This is a genomic window from Thalassotalea sp. 273M-4 (assembly GCF_041410465.1).
In the GTDB taxonomy this organism is placed as follows: domain Bacteria; phylum Pseudomonadota; class Gammaproteobacteria; order Enterobacterales; family Alteromonadaceae; genus Thalassotalea_A; species Thalassotalea_A aquiviva.
Genome location: NZ_CP166961.1, coordinates 989,551 through 1,010,086, shown reverse-complemented (window position 1 = coordinate 1,010,086; position 20,536 = coordinate 989,551). Strand labels below are relative to the sequence as shown.

General features: G+C 40.1%; 20 protein-coding genes. 5 read left to right on the top strand and 15 right to left on the bottom strand.

Going from position 1 to position 20,536, the window contains the following annotated elements:
- Nucleotides 1-11: 11 nt before the first annotated feature.
- From lgt to rppH, 4 genes are all read right to left on the bottom strand, one after another.
- Complete coding sequence (gene lgt / locus ACAY00_RS04525) at nt 12-821, bottom strand: prolipoprotein diacylglyceryl transferase (RefSeq protein ID WP_371377829.1); 810 nt, start codon at nt 819-821, stop codon at nt 12-14.
- A gap of 12 nt (nt 822-833) precedes the next feature.
- Nucleotides 834-1,628: a sulfite exporter TauE/SafE family protein gene (locus tag ACAY00_RS04520; RefSeq protein ID WP_371377826.1), complete on the bottom strand. Its 795-nt coding sequence runs from the start codon at nt 1,626-1,628 to the stop codon at nt 834-836.
- 76 nt (nt 1,629-1,704) lie between these two features.
- Nucleotides 1,705-3,963 (bottom strand): phosphoenolpyruvate--protein phosphotransferase, encoded by a 2,259-nt coding sequence (ptsP, locus tag ACAY00_RS04515; RefSeq protein ID WP_371377823.1) that lies wholly within the window; start codon nt 3,961-3,963, stop codon nt 1,705-1,707.
- A gap of 228 nt (nt 3,964-4,191) precedes the next feature.
- Nucleotides 4,192-4,752 carry an RNA pyrophosphohydrolase gene (rppH, locus tag ACAY00_RS04510; protein WP_371377819.1) on the bottom strand — a complete coding sequence of 187 codons (561 nt, stop codon included), beginning with the start codon at nt 4,750-4,752 and terminating at the stop codon, nt 4,192-4,194.
- Nucleotides 4,753-4,896: 144 nt separating this feature from the next.
- Here rppH and mutH point away from each other — a divergent pair, with 144 nt between their 5' ends.
- The gene (gene mutH / locus ACAY00_RS04505) at nt 4,897-5,580 is read left to right on the top strand and encodes a DNA mismatch repair endonuclease MutH (RefSeq protein WP_371377817.1); all 684 of its coding nucleotides are present in this window, start codon (nt 4,897-4,899) and stop codon (nt 5,578-5,580) included.
- Here mutH and ACAY00_RS04500 read toward each other — a convergent pair.
- Nucleotides 5,575-6,453, bottom strand: coding sequence for a D-hexose-6-phosphate mutarotase (locus ACAY00_RS04500; protein ID WP_371377814.1), 879 nt, complete (start codon nt 6,451-6,453; stop codon nt 5,575-5,577). The two genes, mutH and ACAY00_RS04500, sit on opposite strands and share 6 nt — an antisense overlap.
- 202 nt (nt 6,454-6,655) lie before the next feature.
- On the opposite strand from ACAY00_RS04500, the gene ACAY00_RS04495 reads away from it, so the two are divergent.
- The gene (locus tag ACAY00_RS04495; RefSeq protein WP_371377811.1) at nt 6,656-7,387 is read left to right on the top strand and encodes a DUF1461 domain-containing protein; all 732 of its coding nucleotides are present in this window, start codon (nt 6,656-6,658) and stop codon (nt 7,385-7,387) included.
- Nucleotides 7,388-7,430: 43 nt separating this feature from the next.
- Here the strand turns inward: ACAY00_RS04495 and ACAY00_RS04490 are convergent, their stop codons facing one another.
- Nucleotides 7,431-7,967, bottom strand: a complete 537-nt coding sequence (locus ACAY00_RS04490; protein WP_371377808.1) for a GNAT family N-acetyltransferase — start codon at nt 7,965-7,967, stop codon at nt 7,431-7,433.
- Between the two features lie 305 nt (nt 7,968-8,272).
- On the opposite strand from ACAY00_RS04490, the gene ACAY00_RS04485 reads away from it, so the two are divergent.
- The gene (locus ACAY00_RS04485) at nt 8,273-9,442 is read left to right on the top strand and encodes a hypothetical protein (RefSeq protein WP_371377805.1); all 1,170 of its coding nucleotides are present in this window, start codon (nt 8,273-8,275) and stop codon (nt 9,440-9,442) included.
- A 134-nt stretch (nt 9,443-9,576) separates the two neighbouring features.
- On the opposite strand, the gene ACAY00_RS04480 is transcribed toward ACAY00_RS04485, so the two are convergent.
- The 5 genes from ACAY00_RS04480 to ribE form a co-directional block, all read right to left on the bottom strand.
- Nucleotides 9,577-10,023 (bottom strand): DUF2721 domain-containing protein, encoded by a 447-nt coding sequence (locus ACAY00_RS04480; protein WP_371377802.1) that lies wholly within the window; start codon nt 10,021-10,023, stop codon nt 9,577-9,579.
- 331 nt (nt 10,024-10,354) lie between these two features.
- Nucleotides 10,355-10,828 carry a phosphatidylglycerophosphatase A gene (locus ACAY00_RS04475; RefSeq protein ID WP_371377799.1) on the bottom strand — a complete coding sequence of 158 codons (474 nt, stop codon included), beginning with the start codon at nt 10,826-10,828 and terminating at the stop codon, nt 10,355-10,357.
- 11 nt (nt 10,829-10,839) lie between these two features.
- A complete protein-coding gene (gene thiL / locus ACAY00_RS04470; protein WP_371377796.1) occupies nt 10,840-11,805 on the bottom strand; it encodes a thiamine-phosphate kinase in 966 nt (321 codons plus the stop codon).
- A 15-nt stretch (nt 11,806-11,820) separates the two neighbouring features.
- On the bottom strand, nt 11,821-12,234 hold the full coding sequence (gene nusB, locus ACAY00_RS04465) for a transcription antitermination factor NusB (protein ID WP_371377793.1): 414 nt from the start codon (nt 12,232-12,234) through the stop codon (nt 11,821-11,823).
- Between the two features lie 12 nt (nt 12,235-12,246).
- The gene (ribE, locus tag ACAY00_RS04460) at nt 12,247-12,711 is read right to left on the bottom strand and encodes a 6,7-dimethyl-8-ribityllumazine synthase (protein ID WP_371377790.1); all 465 of its coding nucleotides are present in this window, start codon (nt 12,709-12,711) and stop codon (nt 12,247-12,249) included.
- Between the two features lie 176 nt (nt 12,712-12,887).
- Here ribE and ACAY00_RS04455 point away from each other — a divergent pair, with 176 nt between their 5' ends.
- On the top strand, nt 12,888-13,196 hold the full coding sequence (locus ACAY00_RS04455; RefSeq protein WP_371377787.1) for a DUF6170 family protein: 309 nt from the start codon (nt 12,888-12,890) through the stop codon (nt 13,194-13,196).
- Nucleotides 13,197-13,244: 48 nt separating this feature from the next.
- Here ACAY00_RS04455 and ACAY00_RS04450 read toward each other — a convergent pair whose 3' ends face one another.
- From ACAY00_RS04450 to ACAY00_RS04435, 4 genes are all read right to left on the bottom strand, one after another.
- Nucleotides 13,245-14,006, bottom strand: a complete 762-nt coding sequence (locus tag ACAY00_RS04450; RefSeq protein WP_371377784.1) for a VacJ family lipoprotein — start codon at nt 14,004-14,006, stop codon at nt 13,245-13,247.
- A 237-nt stretch (nt 14,007-14,243) separates the two neighbouring features.
- Nucleotides 14,244-15,584, bottom strand: coding sequence for a sigma-54-dependent transcriptional regulator (locus tag ACAY00_RS04445; RefSeq protein ID WP_371377781.1), 1,341 nt, complete (start codon nt 15,582-15,584; stop codon nt 14,244-14,246).
- Between the two features lie 44 nt (nt 15,585-15,628).
- A complete protein-coding gene (locus ACAY00_RS04440) occupies nt 15,629-16,699 on the bottom strand; it encodes a PAS domain-containing sensor histidine kinase (RefSeq protein WP_371379558.1) in 1,071 nt (356 codons plus the stop codon).
- A gap of 189 nt (nt 16,700-16,888) precedes the next feature.
- On the bottom strand, nt 16,889-17,572 hold the full coding sequence (locus tag ACAY00_RS04435) for a flagellar hook assembly protein FlgD (RefSeq protein ID WP_371377778.1): 684 nt from the start codon (nt 17,570-17,572) through the stop codon (nt 16,889-16,891).
- Nucleotides 17,573-18,517: 945 nt separating this feature from the next.
- Here ACAY00_RS04435 and tkt point away from each other — a divergent pair.
- Entirely contained in the window at nt 18,518-20,509 is a 1,992-nt protein-coding gene (gene tkt, locus ACAY00_RS04430; protein WP_371377775.1) for a transketolase, read from the top strand.
- Nucleotides 20,510-20,536 lie beyond the last annotated feature (27 nt).

The window sequence follows — 20,536 nt, the reverse complement described above, 5'->3', positions numbered from 1 at the left end:
TCTATATTCGTTTATAATACGGCTTTTTTAGGCTGTTGTTGCAGACCCCAAATAATCAACCCCACGCCTGCAAGTACCATAGGTAATGATAATATTTGTCCCATAGATAAGAAGGAGAAAATAAATCCTAGATGCGCATCGGGTTCACGGAAAAATTCAATAAACATTCTAAATAGACCATATCCGGCAAGGAACAAGCCTGATGCTACCCCTGGAGCTTTAGTCTTTTTACCAACAAAGTAAATGATAGCAAACAGCACTACACCTTCTAAGAAGAACTCATACAATTGTGAAGGGTGTCTTGGTAGTTGTAATTGGTCGGTTGGGAATACGACAGCCCAAGGGACATCACTTGCTCGGCCCCATAGCTCTGCATTGATAAAATTACCTATTCGCCCTGCGCCAAGCCCAAGAGGTACTAGTGGGGCAACAAAGTCACCTACTTGTAAAAAAGATTTCTTTTCTTTGCGAGCGAAGAGGAAAATAGCGCCAATAACCCCGAGTAAACCACCATGAAATGACATTCCGCCAGTCCAAATCTTAAATAGGTATAAAGGATCAGATAAGAAATAATCAAACTGATAAAACAGCACATAACCGACTCGGCCACCTAAAATAACACCTAGGAATCCATAAAAAAGTAAATCACTTACTTGATCTCGGGACCATAAACCTTGGCTTTTATCGGCGGCCTTATTGGCAATAAACATGGCTAGAATAAAGCCAATCAAATACATCAGGCCATACCATCTTAAAGCGACAGGGCCTATTGAAAAAATAATGGGGTCAATTTGTGGAAATTGAATTGCAGCTAAGGTCATAAGTGATCCATCTTATATCATCATATTTATTGCTACACAGATCAGAAAGGCAGCAAATGCTTTTTTTATTGTTTTTACTGGTAGCTTTGACGCTAGCTTAACTCCAAACTTTGCCGTTAATGTTGAGCTAAATGCTATCCCTATAACCGCGGGAAGGTAGATATAGCCTGCACTAAAGCTGGGCAAAAGCGGATTATTAAGTCCGGCAATCATAAATGCCAGTGTTCCAAAGAGGGCTACAATCATACCACATGATGTAGAAACGCCAATGGCATGACGTAAATTAACTCCGCAATGCGTTAAATAAGGGATCAAAATAGCCCCACCACTAATCCCCATTAAACTGGCAATAATGCCGGTCGACGTTGCCACACTCTTTAACACCATGGTTGATGGTAATTGCCTTTGCGTCGTTATTCGTATAGAAAACAGCATATACAATGCCAGACAAATAACAAAAAATGCAAACAACGACGTTAGTACTTGTGCGGGCAAAATGTCAGCTAAATTTGCCCCCAATACGGCGCCAATAGCCGTAAATAAAACTAAGCTTTTGGTTAAACCCCAAGGAATGTTACCGGCTTTGTAATGACTCAATGTTGCGCTTGCAGACGTCATGACAATGGTGGCTAGTGATGTTGCTAAAGAAACCGGTAAGATGACTTCTAAAGGAAAACCAAGTTGGGGCAATAACCATACCAAAACAGGTACAATAAGCAAACCACCACCAATACCTAACATGCCAGCCAATAAGCCAACTATCGCCCCCAATAACAAACAGGGAATAAATACCGACAAAAATATCACAACAAATACATCACAACTTTGTTTGCAAAAGCTTAAAGGTTTACAAAGACTTTAAGGAAGGCTAATTTAAAATGGCTTACTTACCTGCACGTACAAAACCACCAAGCCCAAGCTCTTCCAGCTCCTGACTCAAATATTGATGCACTTGTTCTGAGGTCGATAAGATCAAACAGTTATCTAAAATCAGCTTGGCTTTTTGATGCTGAATATGGCGAATAACCCATTTAATTTTGGGAATCGCATGAGAGTTCATACTTAACTTATCATAACCCATAGCCAATAAGAGCATTGCCCCTGCAGGGTCACTGGCCAATTCACCACATAAGCTTAATTCTATTAAGGATTTTTGCGATTCTTGAGCGATTTGATTTAACGCTCTTAGCACCGCTGGGTGATACGTATCGTAAATTCCGGCGACTCTTGGATTGTTACGATCAACCGCTAATAAATATTGAGTTAAATCATTACTACCTACGGAGAAAAAATCGACCTTTTCGGCAAATTCAGGCAGTTGGTATAGCATAGAAGGGACTTCAATCATGATCCCTACTTTGGGTTTCGGTACCTTTTGGTCACTCTCAGCACAGACTTCTTGATAGGCCTGCCTGATCAGTCGTGTCGCATCTTCGACTTCGGTCAAACTGGTTATCATCGGCAACATGATCTCTAGGTTGCCACAACCAATATTCGCCTTTAACATCGCCCGTACTTGAACCAAAAAGATTTCAGGATGATCTAGAGTAATGCGAATACCTCGCCAGCCCAAAAATGGATTATCTTCAATGATAGGGAAATAAGGTAAAGCTTTGTCTCCACCCACATCAAGAGTGCGCATAACCACAGGTTGGCGAACGAATGATTTTAAAATCTTTTGGTACCAGCTAATTTGTACTTGTTCAGACGGAAAGCAATTACGTTCCATAAATGGAATTTCAGTGCGGTATAAACCAATACCAATAGCCCCATTTTTTATTGCTATGTCAAACTCAGAGCCCAACCCTGCATTGAGTAATAGTTCAATTGACTTACCGTCTTGGGTAATGGCAGGTAAGTCGATAACCTCTTTTACCACATTTTGAAAATCTTGCTCTTCGCTAACTAATTGTTGGTATTCAGATAGTAAGGTAGCATCAGGTGACAATAAAATTTCGCCAGAATAACCATCAATGATGACCTTTTGGCTATCAAAACGGGATAAAGGCATACTGCCCAAGCCCATAATAGCCGGAATACCAAGCGCTTTAGCCAAAATAACCGCATGCGAGTTAATTGAACCAGTTAACGAGATAATCGCTTTAAGACCTTGATGTTGATATTCAGCGACCATTGATGCGGTGACATCATTGGCAACTAACACCATGTTTTTAGGTGCCTGTTTGCCGATACTGCTGGTCTCTCGTAAGTGTAATAACAAACGATTACCTAAATCGACAATATCGCTTGCTCGCTCTCGAATATAAGGGTCTTCTACAGAGTTAAACTGCACAACTTGGCTGTCAATAACCAATTTCAACGCACTTTCGGCATTCCATCCAGTCGAAATATGGGCATCAATATCACTTTGAAAGCTTTTACTTTGTAAAATATGTTTATAAACGTCAAAAATATCTAGGGTGTCTTGCGCGATCGTCCCTTGCAAGCGCTCACGCATGGTCGCGAAATCTAAGATTGTATTTTCAATGCTTTGCTGCAGCAGTTGAGTTTGCCCTTCGTAGTCAAATACCTTGGTAAGGCTTACATCATCTAATTGTACTTGCGGGTAAACCACATGGCATCGACCAATAGCTAACCCAGGTGAGCCTGGGATGCCTAATAAATTTCTCTTTTGTTGCGCGTTTAGAGCATTCGCCGTTAGTTTTACGTTTGAACTGGCCATTGCCGTCGCTAATTGAGCTGCGAGGGTAACCAAAAAGGCTTCTTCATTTTCATTAAATTGACGGGCTTCTCGTTGCTGGACCGATATGATCCCAAGCACTTTACGCTGATGAATAATCGGCGTCCCTAAAAACGCGTTAAATTCATCTTCTTTAACTTCCGGTGCATGTTTAAAGCGAGGATGTTGCTGGGCGTTGGCAATGTTAATAGGCTCTTCACGTTGACCAACCAAACCAATTAAGCCTTCAGAAAAGCCTATCGCAACCCGACCTAATGATTCTTTAGCTAGACCTTCAGAAGCGGTTAACAAAAAGTGACCTTGACTATAATCCGCAATGTGAACAGAACAACATTCTGCCGACATCGCTTCTTTCACTTGCCCCACCATCTTTTGCAGAGCTAATTCAAGCTCGGGCTCTTGTGAAAAGGCTAAAACAATTCGCCTTAACGTTGTTAACATAAGTCCCCTTAAAATAAAAAGCCGCATAACAAAGGTTATACGGCTTCACTAACTGTCGTTGTAAATCATTACAATTGAGCCATGATTTCGGCCGTTTTCTTCATTTGTTTAATAATGTAAATCATTCACACTGTAATAAAACCATTCGTTATTACAATGATTGCTCTAGAGCAATAAACTTTTGATATTGTTTTATAATTCACGCCCCATATGGGGTTTACATAGTAATTACGAGCCTTGTCGTTTGCGTTGCTCTCGTCGTTGCGAAGGCGTTCGTCGATTTCTAAAGTTACGCTTATTGTTTTCGTTGCTGGTTAAAGAAAGTGCGATTGGCGCAAACTCTTTCATAACTTTTCGATACACATCACGCTTAAATGATACAACCTGCCGAACAGGATACCAATAACTTACCCAACGCCAGTCATCGAATTCTGGATGACCAGAGTGTAATAAATCCACATCTTCTTCGGCGCAAGTAAGCTTTAATAAAAACCACTTTTGTTTTTGACCAATGCAAACAGGTTTACTTTCATGACGAATTAACCGTTTGGGTAAGCGATATTTAACCCAATGCTTGGTGGTTGCCAGTATTTCAACTTGGTGCGGTTTTAACCCCACTTCTTCGTATAATTCCCGGTACAGGGTTTGTTCTACTTTTTCCCCGTCATCAACACCACCTTGCGGGAACTGCCATGAATGCTGCCCTAGGCGTTTGGCCCAAAAAACTTGACCTTTGCCATTTGTAATTACTATGCCGACATTGGCTCGATAGCCTTCGGCATCAATCACATGAACTCCCGTTCAAATTAAAAAATATATAAAATGATTGTTCCATAAACTGCACTTGCTAGCAAATAAACTGACAAAATAATTTTAAAAAAAACTTAAATTTTGCATAATATGAAAAAATACCTAAGAGCTTGATTTGAAGTAATGAATGTAAATAGTAATCGCCCTGAAACGGTTAATGAACTCCTTAAACGAGCACAAACCATAGCGGGTAGCACCTTAGGTGAACTGGCTTTAAATGAAAACATTCAGGTGCCCAAAAATCTAAATAGAGAAAAAGGCTGGATAGGCCTTTTATTAGAAAGAATTTTAGGTGCGAGTGCTGGCTCTTTACCTATTCCTGATTTTCCTGAACTTGGCATTGAGCTCAAAACCTTGCCAATAAACCGACAAGGCAAACCATTAGAAACCACCTTTGTGTGTGTTGCACCACTTACCGGTTTAACCGGTGTTTGCTGGGAGAATAGCCACGTCAAACATAAACTGGCTAAAGTACTTTGGGTACCGGTGATTAGTGAACGCGACATTCCCATAGAGGAGCGCATCGTTTGCACCCCTTTTTTATGGCAACCGAGTGCCGAAGAAGAATCATTATTAGCACAAGACTGGCAAGAGTTAACCGATATGATTGCTCTTGGCGAAGTAGAAAAAATTAATGCTCGGATAGGCCAAGTCATGCAACTTCGTCCAAAGGCGGCAAATTCATCAGCCAAAACCCAAGCTTTTGATAAGCATGGGCGCCCTTTTATGACTTTGCCTAGAGGCTTTTATTTAAAAATTGCTTTTACTCATCAACTGTTGCAAAACCACTTACGCGTAAATCTATAGGATTGAAATACGAATCGTTTGTTCAAAACTATAGGTCTCTTGGGGAAGCACACTAATAGGGGTCAGTTGAGCGGCTTCCAAACAAACATACTCTTGCTCGCCATGCGGGTGCACATCCGCCATTTTATTAGCGAGTTCTTGACCTGGGTTCCAAAGGACCCAATGATTAGAGTTTTTCTTTTGCACGCTTACTACTCGCTCATAGCCACTATCGAGTATATTGATGCTGTCATCAGATACATAGTTCCGGTCAATAGGGCCTACACAATCATTGACATCAACAGGGCTACATTGAATATCATCAGCCCCTTGCTCAGTAAAAACTACCGAATTTAAATCAGGTATTGAAGTTTTCTCTGGGTTGCTTACGTTAAAATAACTATGCAATGCGTAGCTTATCTCAAATGCTTGTTGGTCTAAGTTTCTTACCTCTAATTTTTGGGTAAAATTATCAGCAAAAATTAAGGTTTGAATTAACTGAAATTTATAAGGCCATTCAGGTAATAGCTTCTCACCTTCAAGCTCTAATTTTATAACAACCTGCTCAGGTGTCATATCATAAGTCGTTAATTTCCATAACATGTTCCGAGCGAATCCATGCTGAGGACAGTTTTCCTTAGGACCAAACCAAGGAAAACAAATTGGTATACCACCTCGAATTGCTTTTTGGTTATCATAAACACTGTTTCTCGATAACCATAAAACCGGTTGTTGATTTCTCGGTACGTACGTTAGCACCTGCCCACCATGCAAAGAAATGGTGGCTTGAAACTTTTGATGTTCTATATACAAATGCTCAATATCAGGCTTTATTTGATGCAGGCTGAGTTTACCTACGCCTTGAATAGTCAGTTTATCTCGCTTAGATTGCATTGTTATTTTAAGTCTCATTTAAATAATATCAATGAGGCTAACTATATGTACATTGACCTCAATAGTACAGCGTGATGACAACGAATTTGTTTTTTTCAAGCACAGACTCTTTCGCCAACACTGTCATGCTGATACCCTTTATTAAGGGTATATAAATTTGGCCTTAACATATAATAACAACTCAATTTTAGGGACTTTGTATATGATTCGACTGCTTACTTGGTTTGTTTTTAGCCTTGCGTTGTTTATTACCTGTAGTGGACTCAGCTATCAAAGCAATAAGATGGTCGACTTTGGCTACCCCGTTTGGTACGAGCTTCTTCAAGTCGATCGCCATATCGATAAATATGCACCGCAAAACCAACATCAAAAACAAGATTTTCACCAAACAGACAAAGCGCAACATCTAGATTTATTTGCACAACTTAATAATGCGGTTCATGAACAACCAGAAATATTAGCGCAAATTCAATATCAAACCCCTTCTAACCAAAACCGCTTACTCACAATAAGCGAGGTGATTCACCTTAAAGATGTAAATATTTTAATAAGAAATTTAACCTCGCTTTGGTGGTTTGCCCTTATCGTGGTGGTGGTGTTAACCCCAATTTATTGGCGTGGCTCACTATCATTTCCGCCAACCAAGTGGCAGCTAGCTTTTTTTTCCACCTTATCTGCGGTCACTTTATTAAGTTATTTCACCTTTGGCTTTGACAAACTTTATGCGTTTTTGCATGAGTCTGTATTTCCAGAAAATCATCAATGGTTTTTCTATTATCAAGAATCTTTAATGACAACCTTTTTAAAAGCTCCAGATTTATTTGCCGCCTTTGGAGCCCAAATCAGCCTTATTGCTATGGCCTTGTTCTTATTGGTGTATATGATCCTTGCGAAAAAAATGGGGCAAAGGGTCAAGTCGAGTCGCTTAATGTAGTATGGATGTGAGTGACTTAACATCAACCGTTAGCTTTACCTTTTTAAGCTAAGTATTGAAAAATTTTACTTTCACTGGCATAGCCCGCAATATTCGCTTGTTTGACAAAAGCAAAGCCTAATTTTTTCAGTAGTGCCATAGAGGCTAAATTATCTACCGAGGTCATGGCGAGAATTTTAGGTAAATCAGCTCGCTTGATTTCATAATTAAGCACAGCCAATGCGACTTCATAGCCATAACCACATTGGCAATGTGATTGTAAAAAGGCAAAACCAATATCAGGGCTATCAAAATACTCTCGCTGTAATAAGCCACAAAAACCAATCGTTTGACCAGTATCTTTGATGGTGGCGACAAATAAAGTAAAACCATTACCCTTAGACATAGTTAAAAGGTGTTCTTTGATATAGTTTTTAGCTTGCGCTAAAGTTCGCACACCTCTGTCCGCAATGTGTTCAATAAATGACGGCTCATTCAGTAATGTCAGCATAAATTGATCATCATCTGTGGTGATCGGTCGTAGTATTAAGCGCTTAGTCATCAGCATCGTCATTGATTTTTTGTCACCAAATAGAAACATTTGTTAATAATGTTACCTCAGTCCCATTTCCACGCAAGCTTTGGCTTTGCTTATGTTATAAAAACGCAACCAACTTTAAGCAGTTGAAATACAGACTTTTTGAACACTTATCGAACAAATTTAACCTTAAAATATACGCGAACACATTATTGCTTTTTATTTGAACACCACCCTTCTTGTTTAACATTTTTATAACCAGATACTTAACAAAATAGAACGTTTGAAGCCTTGTTTAGATTTTTATTTTGCGTATCATCAGCGCTCAATTTAAATGCCTAATCCTAGTGCGGAGTTTTCAAAGTTATATGAGAAAGTTGCTCACCTCTCCCGGTAAAATGTCCCTTGGTCAAGCCGAACACCAAATCTATGAATCAGCCTTAAAGTACGTTGCCGATCTGGCTTTAAACTTAATGGCAATTAAAGTAGAGAATCACCCTGAAGATTTTCTTGGTTGGTGTCAAGAATTGCATCGTTTATGCAAACACAAAATGAATATGGACTTATTAGAGCCAGCACAATTAAAGCCATTAAAGAAACTACAAGAAACATTGGAACTGGGCGTTTCTGTATCACAACTAAAGATGATGCGTATTGCTCCATGGCCAATTTTCACTAACGTAGTGGAGCAACAAAAAACCTTACATGCCATTGATGAGCGTATGCGCCTATTGACCTATGTAAAAGGGTTAGAAGAAAAAACACTGGCCGAAATGGTCGATGAAGACAGAATGACATTTTGTGGTAAACATACTGCCCAACATGACATTAGTGTTTACGATTTTGACGTTGAGTGGTTTGCTTCAACTCGTGGAGCTAAAAGCTTTCATACCTTATTGCAAAGCCATCCACAGTTGTTTGATCAGGCATTAGCCCATATCCCATTAACTGGCGATGTTGAATATGTGCATTACCAAGGCTTTGTTAACAGCTTTAAAGCCATTTTTAATGAGCACACAGACAAAGATAAACCATCAATGGTTGCCGCGACGCGTTTGTTAGCAATGCGCCGACCAGATGTCTTTGTTGCTTTAGCAAACAACAAAATTGATCCGATATGCCAAGGCTTAAATGTTACGAAGTTTAATAACCAAGATTTTGATAGCTACTGGCATGAATTGATCATGACTTTGCAAACCTGTCCATGGTACACGAGTCCAGAACCAGAAGAGCAAGCAGAACTTACGTTGTGGCAAGTACGTGCGGCATTAATCGATGTGTTCTTTTTTGCCGATCAATCGCTGGCAGAAAATTCAAACTACATACGAATGCGTGACAAACCAACAAAAACCAAAGTTGGGGTAGCGAAAAGTGTTAAACGCAGTAAAGAGTCGGCGGAGCAAATTGTTGATAAGGCTTTAGCCGCAGATGATGTTCCAGAGTACTTACTGGATATGCGAAATTCACTGGTAAATAGCGTAAAAGATGGCAAACCGGTTGAACAAGCCATTTCATTGATGCGAAGCATCTTTGGCTAAATACACCGCTAAGCTTTAATTTCCTTAAAGCTTACAATCTGGGGTTCCCATAAAACATGACCGCGCCTTGGTTTGATCTGCAAAGATTCAAATTACCAAGGCGTTTTTATTTTGACTATTTACTGCTTACCTGATCACTGCTTGTCATTATCGCGACGGCGAATTTTCTTTCGCATTGGTGAATATAAACTGCTTGGCTGCAATTCAATATTTTCTAATTCAACATTAATTGCATTCGTTGAAATCACCACTTCATATAAAGAAAACAGCAATGACAAGGATAAAAATATCAAACTACTACCAAAAAGAAACTGCCCGATAAGTTGGTACTCAACAAATACCGCAAACATTGAAAAAGTACAAAGTATAAAGCTAAAACAACCAAAGCTTTGCATTAGTTTTATATAAACAATTCGCTTTTTAAGGTTGGTGATTTGACGCAAGATAACTTCTCGCATTTCATCTTTATGAGCACCATTTAGCTGTCGAATAAGTTGAGCCAACACTAAAAATCGATTGGTGTAAGCGAGTAATAATAACGAAATCGCGGGGAACAATAATGCGGGTGTGGTTAGAGTCATAATAGAAAGTGCTTATCCTGATGCCACATCGGAAAAAACATTTAAGTCGATGAGCATAAAAGCCTGGCCATAACAATTAACACGATTAACCAAGCCAGGGTTCATTGGTTAATGGGTAAAATAAAGCAGTTAACGAGCAGGATGTAAAGCAAATACCCAATGGGGTTTGCTCTGTTTTAGCCGTCTAAATAACATTTCTATGCGTTTATTTTGATTTAAACATTATCAAGATGTTACGCTAAATAATGATGATCATTTAGCTCAATAATTTAAACCAATATCCTACAAGGATGAGGATAACATGACTAAGAGAGGAAAATATTGATTATAATTAATAAATCAAGTGCATAATGGTACAAGCAAGAATGCCCGCGATGATATCGTCAACCATAATCCCTAAACCACCACTAATTTTGCGATCTGCCCACGAAATTGGCCAAGGTTTGACAATATCAAATAACCTAAACAGTAAAAACCCCACGACCAAGGTTTCAATGCTAACAGGAATAGCTATCATGGTAATGAAATAACCAACAATTTCATCCCAAACAATCGCGCCGTGGTCATGTACGCCTGCATCATTTGATGCTTTTTCGCAAATCCAGACGCCTAAAATACTCATCGCCAAAGTCAGCACAATAAAGGCGTTAAGCGATAAAAAAGAGCAAAAATAAAACAAAGGTATGGCAACTAAAGTGCCCATCGTGCCAGGGGCTTTAGGGCTTAAACCTGAGCCAAAGCCTAAGGCTAAAAAATGAATTGGGTTTTTAATATCAAACAGCTGTGATGGCGTTTTTTTATTCATTATGTATTGCTCTAATTGACACCAAAGTGTTCAAAACCACGGGCTTGCAGTTCAAAAGGTTGCTCATTAAAGGTGACCACAACATCGCCGGAATTGTTCATTTGACCGATGCAGGTAAAGTCAACATTGGCATGTGCCATCGCCGTTTCCATGCCAACCTTATTGGTCGCAGGTACGGTGAAAATCAATTGATAATCATCACCCGATGTCAAAGCCAGTTTAATTGCATCTTGTTCACTGAGGTTGTTTTTTAATATGGCAGATATAGGAATGTCTTCGCATTTTAAATCTACGCCAAGCTTAGAGGCTGAACAAAGGTGTTTTAAATCTGCGAGTAAGCCATCTGACACATCAATGGCAGAAGTTGCAAATTCACGGATCAATTGAGCTGTCAGCACTTGTGGATTTGGACAGTCTAGTTGTTTTTTTACAACCGCAAAATCATCATTGGATAAAGAAATTTGTTTATTGATAGCCGCTAACGCTAATCCCGCATCACCTAGGGTACCGGTAACAAAGATGTAATCGCCATTTTTAGCGCCATCACGTCTAAGTACTCTATCTTTAGGCACTGTACCTTGTGCGGTAATAGTAATACTTAAAGGACCTTGAGTTGTATCTCCACCAATAAGCTGAACATTATAATATTGTGTCAACTCAAATACGCCAGCAGTAAACTCTTGCAACCAAGTGTGGTCAACTTCGGGTAATGTGATGGCGATGGAAATCCAGCAGGGTTCTGCCCCCATAGCGGCTAAATCACTTAAATTGACCGCAACAGATTTGTGCCCTATCGCTCTTGGCGGGGTATCAACAGGAAAGTGTACACCACTGACCAAAGTGTCAGTGGTCACAGCAATAAGCTTATCATCGGGACCATTGACCAAGGCACAGTCGTCACCAATTCCCTTTATGACGTCTTTACGCTGCACAGGTTGCGCCGTAAAGAACTCTTTTATCAATTCAAATTCTTTCATGAAAACTAGGGGGTGTTATTCAACACGAATATTTTTAACTGCTTTATCCAAAACGCCGTTAACAAACTTGTGGCTGTCATCGGCAGCAAAAGATTTTGCCAGCTCTATCGCTTCGTTTATAACCACCTTGTATGGTACATCCAAACATTCTTTTAGTTCAAAGATTGCCACGCGTAAAATCGCTTTTTCGACATGATCAACTTCGTCAAGAGGACGGTCAACATGGGGGCGAATTGCTGCATCAATGTCTGCAACGTTTGCGGCAACACCACGTAGAAGTTGCGCAAAGTATTCTGTTTCAAAACGACGTTTTGCGTTATCTGCAAGAAAGTTTGCTTCGACATCCGTAATGTCATTGTTAGTCAGTTGCCATGAATACACTGCTTGTACTGCGATTTCACGAGCCTTTCTTCTAGGAGTAGGTTTCACTTAGTTTGCCGCCTATATTTGGTCTAAAACGTTAACCATTTCGATCGCACTTAATGCAGCTTCTGCACCTTTGTTACCCGCTTTGGTGCCCGCACGCTCAATCGCTTGTTCAATTGAATCTGTGGTGATCACACCAAATGCAACAGGTACGTCAAATTCCATCGCCACTTGGGCTAAGCCTTTGTTACATTCACCTGCTACAAAATCAAAATGAGGAGTACCGCCTCGGATTACAGCTCCAATAGCGATAATGGCATCGAAGTTGCCCTTTTTAGCAACGCGCTTAGCTGCTACTGGTAATTCGTATGCGCCAGGTACACGAATAATTGTAATATCATTTTCAGCCACTTGCCCTTGACGTTTAAGAGCGTCAACAGCGCCTTCAAGTAAGCTTTCCACAATAAAACTGTTAAAACGAGAAACTACAATGGCAAATTTTTTGCCTGATGCATTAAAAGAACCTTCGATTACGTTCATTATTTTTAACCTGTATGTAAAATTTTGCGAAATTCTATCAAAATTAGAAAGAATAAGGTACTGGTTCTTCCGAGAAAGTAACAATTTTGACGAATTTGAATAAAGTTTGATTACCAAAGCCGTTTTTTTCGTTATGATCGATAAAATTTTTACCCAATTATATTAGCTTAAAGATCATGAAACTGTATTTTTCTACCAATCAAATAGCTGAGCTCGAGCCTTTTAGTTTTGCCGAAAGACAACAAATTATGGCTATTGCAAGCAGTAAATTAACGCCATTGGCTAAATTAATTTTAAACTTGATCAAATTAGCCATTTTAATTCCACCATTCATGATGTTGGCCTACATCGACTCTTGGTGGTTTGTACTTCCTCTTGTTGGGGTGTTAATCGGTTATATGCTTATTCTAAGACCGGTGTCGTTGCTTTTTTTACATAAACATATACCGTCTGCAATCAAAGTATTTAAGCAACAACAGCAATAAAAAAAGGTGGCAAAGCCACCTTTTAAGAGCAAAATACAAGTGTTATATTTACAACTCTTCCAATAAGTCATCCAACTCTTGTTCTTCTTGTTGATTGATAATCAATGGTGGATTGCCATCATAGACGCGATATCTTATATTTTGAAAATACGCATTTTTCACAAATTCATACGGGTCAAGAGATTCTTTTAATAAAGCTTCTTGTTCACTTAATTCCGCTCGCAACTCTAAACCGACAACCATTTTTATGGCCACATTAGGCCAAAAATCAATGATTGATAAAGGCCAATAGTAATCATCAACAAAATCACCGACTTCATCCCTTACCGATGTTGGCCCAAGAAGTGGCATCATCAAGTAAGGACCTTCGCCGACACCGTAGGTCGCTAACACCTCACCAAACTCTTCTTCTTCACGGGTTAATCCGGCGTGTCTGGCGACATCAAACCAGCCCAATAGTCCTACCGTTGAATTTAACACAAAACGTCCTGTTGTTTTGGCAGCGCGATGAAACTTTAATTGCAATAAATTATTTACGATAGTAAACGGCTCATTTAAGTTAAGAGCGGCATTGTAAACACCAGAACGAATCGGTTTGGGTATATAAGCAACATACGCATCAGACGCTGGCTTGAATACGTATTTATCAGCATAATCCCAGTTAAAAGTCCAAATTGGGCGGTTAATAAATTCAAGAGGATCGCGCTCATCTTTCACTGTTTGTTGATCAGATGATGTTGTTGCACACGCGCTTAATAAAGAAAAGGTCAGCACAATCAGGAGCTGTTTATAAAAAGAAAAAGATAGCATTCATTAAACCTCGGATCTTGCTGAAAAGACAAAAACGCTTTAAGTATAACCTAAAGAAATCAGCTAAGAGTTAATATTTTTATACAAGTTTTCAATTATTTAAGAAAGCAGTACGGATATATATAATTGACGGTTCACTAAAAAAACGCCAACAAAATGGACTCGCATTATATGTTAATGGCCAGCTTCTTTAAAGCGACAACGACGAGAATACTCGCATCTGGTCATGAAACTTTTTTACGACACTTTTTCTGGTAGGTCTATGCCACTTGCGCGCATTTTAGCTAATTTATAACGCAACGTTCGAGCGCTAATGCCTAACCGGGTCGCCACATCTTTACGCGAGCCATGACATGCGTGCAAGGCATCAAGAATAATTTGAAATTCTTGATTCTTGAGCTCATTGCCTAAGCTTTCTTCCTCCGTTTGCTCAGACGTTGAATTAATCACTGCAACAGAGGTGAAATCATCAATTAATAAGTCATCGGCTTCTATTTGATTAGAATTTTTTAGGATCAAAGCGCGTTGAATCACATTATCAAGTTCACGCACATTGCCTGGCCAAGTGTAAGTATTTAACTTTAACTTAGCCGCTTCTGTTAACACGACGTTGAACTCATTATGACTACGAATGATATGCTCAGCTAACGGAATTATGTCTTTAGAGCGTTCACCTAATGGTAACCATTTAAGTGGAAATACATTCAGTCTGTAATACAAATCTTCACGAAATACGCCATCTTCAACCGCCGTTCTTAAATCTCGGTTACTGGTAGCAATAACTCGCACATCGAGCTCTATCACTTTTCGACCAGCCAGTCTTTCCACTTCCTTTTCTTGTATTACCCGTAAAATCTTAGCTTGCAAAGCCAAATCCATTTCGGTAATTTCATCCAATAAAATGGTTCCGCCTTGCGCTTGTTCAAATTTGCCTGGGCAGGCATTAATTGCCCCGGTAAAGGCGCCTTTCTCGTATCCAAACAAGGTTGCTTCTAGCATATTCTCAGGTATCGCCGCGCAGTTGATGGCAACAAAGGGATTGCCTTTTCGCGGAGAATGATGGTGGATATATTTTGCCAATACTTCCTTACCCGAGCCACTTGGCCCTAGTACCATAACAGAGGCATTGGTAGAGGCCACTTTGCGCGCCAATTGCAACAGCTTTATACTGTGTGGATCTTCGGCAATCGGAGCAAAGGTGTCGCTTACCTTGGTCAATGGCATGTATTGCCCGACCATATTAATCAGCACTTCGGGTGAAAAGGGTTTGGCAATATAGTTACAAGCACCGTCTTTCATTGCTTGTACCGCATCATCGATGGTCGCGTAAGCGGTGATAATGAGCATAGGAAGTTCGGGCCATTTTACTTTTACATTTTTAAGTAAAGTCAGACCACTCATATCGCCCATTTGCACATCACTGACCACCATATCAACTGATTGTTGATTTAAAATGACCAATGCCGCTTCCGCGCTGTTGGCTTCAACACACTGATAATTTGATAACACTAACGTGTCAACAATGGCTTCACGTAAGCCAGGATCGTCTTCAACGACAAGTACGACTTTGTTGCTCATGTCTGTCCCTTAATAAGATCTTATCAGTGTGTTGATATTCACCATTAAGAGCCTTTAAACAGTGGTAATTTAAGACAAAAGTCTGCACCAGATTCCGTTCTATTGCTCACACTCACATCGCCATGATGGGCTTTTGCCACCGATTTCACTACCGCTAACCCCAAGCCAGTACCTTGCTCTTTTGAGGTGTAAAACATCTCAAATATTTCATCGCTTTTAGTAAGGTCAACACCACTGCCGTTATCAAGCACATGAACATGTAAAAAGTCATCTTGTTGATAGGCTTTAAGCTCGATGCAAACTTGCTCTGAATTGACCTGAAGAGCATTATGAATAAGGTTTTGAATAGCCCCAACCAAAGCGTTTTTATTGCCGACAACAGGCTGGTTTATGCTTTCTATTGCAACGTTTAAAGTGGCATTGGCTTTTTCCACTTCAGTGTCACAACCGCGAACAGCTTCGGTGATCAAATCTTGCGCGTCAATAACAGCCACCACCTGTTTACCACCACTTTTAGCAAATAAAAGCATGTCGTTCACTTGTTGCTCTAATGTCTGCAGACGATCAGCAAGTTTATCGAGAAAACTACTGCGCTTTTCTTCAGGCAAGTCAGCGTTTCCTAGATTAGAGCAATACAACATGGCTGCCGACAAAGGCGTTCTAATTTGATGCGCGAGGGTAGACACCATCTTACCTAATGCAGATAGTTTTTCCATCTTGCCCAGTTTTTCTTGTAACAAACGGGTTTCGGTTAAGTCGGTGATAAGAATCAACTGACCTGCTTGTGATGCAAATGAGGACACGTCTAGCTTTACTCGGCGACCATCTTTAAGGGACACTTCATGACCATCATCGGCACGAGGTTTAAATGCTTGTTTTATCACATCAATCCAAGCTTGGCCTACCAAGTCCATCGAAAATAGCGATATGGCTGTCTTATTCGCTTTCACTACGACGCCATCACCATCGATAATCACCACACCCGCCGGCATAACATCAAATAATTGATTAAATTGATTTGCTTGCAGACGCAAGGTATCAAGTTCACCACTGTAAGATTCGGTTACCAACAACCCGGTGCCTGATGTTGAAGCAGTTGACGCTGTGGATAGCATGGTCACCCCACCAGTCATGCTCATAGTACTCTCTCCGTTTGTTCTATATTCTTTTGAGCTCTAATCTTTAAGAATAAATTTTTGTCATAATATGCAATTTTTAACATTACAAAAAGGATTTAAATCAAATTCCAACCTGAACGGTCAACCTTTAACCACTTGTAACGGCTTGGTATAGTTAAAATAATTTTAACTTAACTCTATTTCAGATATCGAAGACAGCGACATTGACTGATCGTTTTCAAAGGTTAATTTCATATCATCACTGCTTTCATCTAGTCCCACTTTAATGACTTTATGATGCGTAAAGACTTCTAATTCAATAACCGCCGATGAGCCAATTGCAGATACGATAAATCGATATTCCCCTTCTGGAGCTTCACGACCATTTCGATCAACACCGTTCCAACTGAAAGTTGTTTGCCCTTGTGCTAAATCACCTAAAGGAATAATACGAATGATCTCAAGTTGGGCGTTTTCCACATATACTAAGGCCTGGCTCACAGGCTTAGGGGTGAATATTTTACCTTCAACCGGTCTACTGAGCTCAAAGTGTACTTTTCCACCCTTGATAGCGACATTACGTCCAATCAACGCACTGGCTTGCAATGCTTTATTTGAACTATTTATCGCTTGTTTGGTTTGTAATTTATCCTTAAAGTCCTCAAGCCCTTGGCTAATGGTGGATGCCAATAGCTGAGTTAACGACTGCTCAAAATTTTCTTCTTCGTTTTTTTCAACGGCTATGGGCTCTGGCGTAAGCTGGGCGAAAAAACCTTGTATACCAATGGCTTTATTCTGATTTGGCAAGTTGGTCTCTTCCGTCATATTTTCACTGCTTGCCTTGATGCAAGTATTGTTATTATCTGACACTGTGTATTTCCAATAATTAGTTATTAACCAAAGTCTTAGTCAGCTTATTAAACCCAGCATTTGTTCATGAAAAACGCACTGATTACTTTTTTCTTAGAAGAAAAATTAAGCCAACAATTTTATTTAAGCAAACACAACCAAGCAAACTTAATGCCAACTTAAAAACAAAACATAAAACAAAAGAAAAAACATTAAAAAAAAGCGATAAAAAACGCTCCCTGAACAACCAACAACCACCTTCGCCCCTTACAAAAAGAGGCTAATGAGTATGTCGATAGGATTAAAGGTGTTTATCCGTTACAAAATTTTGTTATACGCATTCACTTAGGAAATTTTAATAGGTTAAAGAGGCAAAACGGCAAACATTTGCCATGTCTTTGCCACCCTAAAGTAAAATTGCCTATATTATTTACCTAGTAACATCTTTTTTATTGTTTGCTCGGGGGTAAAACCGATTCGATGGCTAACGCAGGGGGGATTTTAGGCGCTGAAGAATGTACGATGAAGGTAAAGATTAGATAAAAAAAAAGACTGCCAAGCAGCCTTTAAAAAATATATATTAACTTTATATTTTATAACTTTTTTACGACCAGATGTTTAAGGAAATACTTTGCCAACTAAACTGTGTTTAATGCAAAGCCTCCCATCACTAATACAACGATAAAAACCGTTATAAGATTTACTTCCCGCAAAGACGAGTTTTTCATAACAACACCTACTACCTACTATTTACATGTCTTCGTTTTTGGTAAAGCACAACCAATTTAACTTGTTTGTTTTTCATACACAAGGGTCGAATTGTAACCAGTTAGAAACAAGCGTGAGAAAGACTTGTTTTTGTTAAAAATGTAATTTTCTTTTATTTTTCGACAATATTGATTGCAGTCAGTGTTTGTCTGAGTAAAAATAACCGCAATTATTTTTGATACTTATATTGGAGTTTTTATGCCGTCACGCCAAGATCAGGCTAATGCGATTCGCGCATTAAGTATGGATGCAGTTCAGCAAGCCAACTCAGGTCACCCAGGTGCCCCAATGGGAATGGCCGACATTGCCCAAGCTTTGTGGTGCGATCACCTAAAACACAACCCAAGCAACCCAAAATGGGCTGACCGCGACCGCTTTGTATTGTCAAATGGTCATGGTTCAATGTTGTTATACTCTTTATTGCATTTAAGCGGTTACGATCTTAGCATTGACGATCTTAAAAACTTCCGTCAATTACATTCAAAAACACCTGGCCACCCAGAATATGGTTACGCACCGGGCGTTGAAACTACCACAGGCCCTCTTGGTCAAGGTATCTCTAATGCCGTAGGTATGGCAATTGCTGAAAAAGCCTTAGCAGCTCAGTTTAACCGTGATAACTTTGATATTGTTGATCATTTCACTTATGCCTTTTTAGGCGATGGCTGTTTAATGGAAGGGATTTCACATGAAACCTGTTCATTAGCAGGCACCCTAGGCCTTGGTAAGTTGATTGCTTTTTGGGACGATAATGGCATTTCCATTGATGGTGAAGTTGAAGGTTGGTTCTCTGACGACACCCCTGCTCGTTTTGAAGCTTACGGCTGGCACGTTATTCGCGATATTGACGGTCACAATCCTGAGCAAATCTTAGCGGCGATAGAGCAAGCGAAAAACGAAACTGGCAAGCCGACATTAATCTGTTGTAAAACCATCATCGGTTTTGGCTCGCCAAATAAAAGTGGTAGTCATGACTGTCACGGAGCGCCATTAGGGCATGAAGAAATTGCCGCTGCTCGTGAGTTTTTAAACTGGCCACATGGTCCATTTGAAATCCCTGCAGACATTAAGCAAGCTTGGGATGGTCGCGATAAAGGTCAAGCAGCAGAAGCCGCTTGGAACGAATTGTTTGTGGCGTATGAAAAAGCATATCCAGAGCTTGCAGCCGAATTTACTCGTCGTAACAACGGTGAGTTGCCTGCTAACTGGGAGCAACATACCAACGAATACATTGCTAAATTGCAAGCGAACCCAGAAACGGTAGCAACGCGTAAAGCGTCACAAAACTGTTTAAATGCTTATGGTCCAATTTTACCAGAATTCATGGGTGGCTCAGCTGACTTAGCAAGTTCAAACTTAACACTATGGTCAGGCTCAAAAGGTTTGGCAAGTGACGACGCTGCCGGAAACTATATCTATTACGGTGTACGAGAATTTGGTATGTCGGCGATTATGAACGGTATTGCCCTGCACGGTAGCTTTATTCCATACGGCGCAACCTTCTTAATGTTCGTGGAGTACGCACGTAATGCAGTGCGTATGGCAGCATTAATGAAACAACGCAATATCTTTGTTTACACTCATGACTCAATTGGCTTAGGTGAAGATGGTCCAACCCATCAACCTGTTGAACAATTATCTGGCTTGCGCTTAACACCAAACCTATACAACTGGCGCCCTTGTGACGCGGTAGAATCGGCTGTGGCTTGGAAAATGGCCATTGAGCGTACTGATGGTCCAACAACGTTAACCTTTACACGTCAAGGTTTAGCGCAACAAGAACGAACAGAAGAACAGGTAAGTAACATCGGTCGCGGTGGCTACGTTCTTAAAGATTGTGACGGCACCCCTGATGTTATCTTGATTGCCACGGGCTCTGAAGTAGCGCTTGCGATGAATGCGGCCGAGCAATTATCGAAGGAGCATAATGTACGTGTTGTTTCTATGCCTTGTACGGATGCTTTTGAAGCACAAGATGCCGCTTATCGTGAAGCCGTTTTACCGGCTGCAGTGACCGCTCGTGTTGCCATTGAAGCCGGTATTGAGGACTTCTGGTACAAATACGTTGGTTTAGATGGTCGGGTAATTGGCATGAGCACCTTTGGTGAGTCTGCTCCGGCTGACGAATTATTTGAACTATTTGGTTTTACCGTGGAAAACGTGGTAAATACAGCCAAAGAACTCTTATAATTTGAGCTAAATTGTAAAAGATTAGCA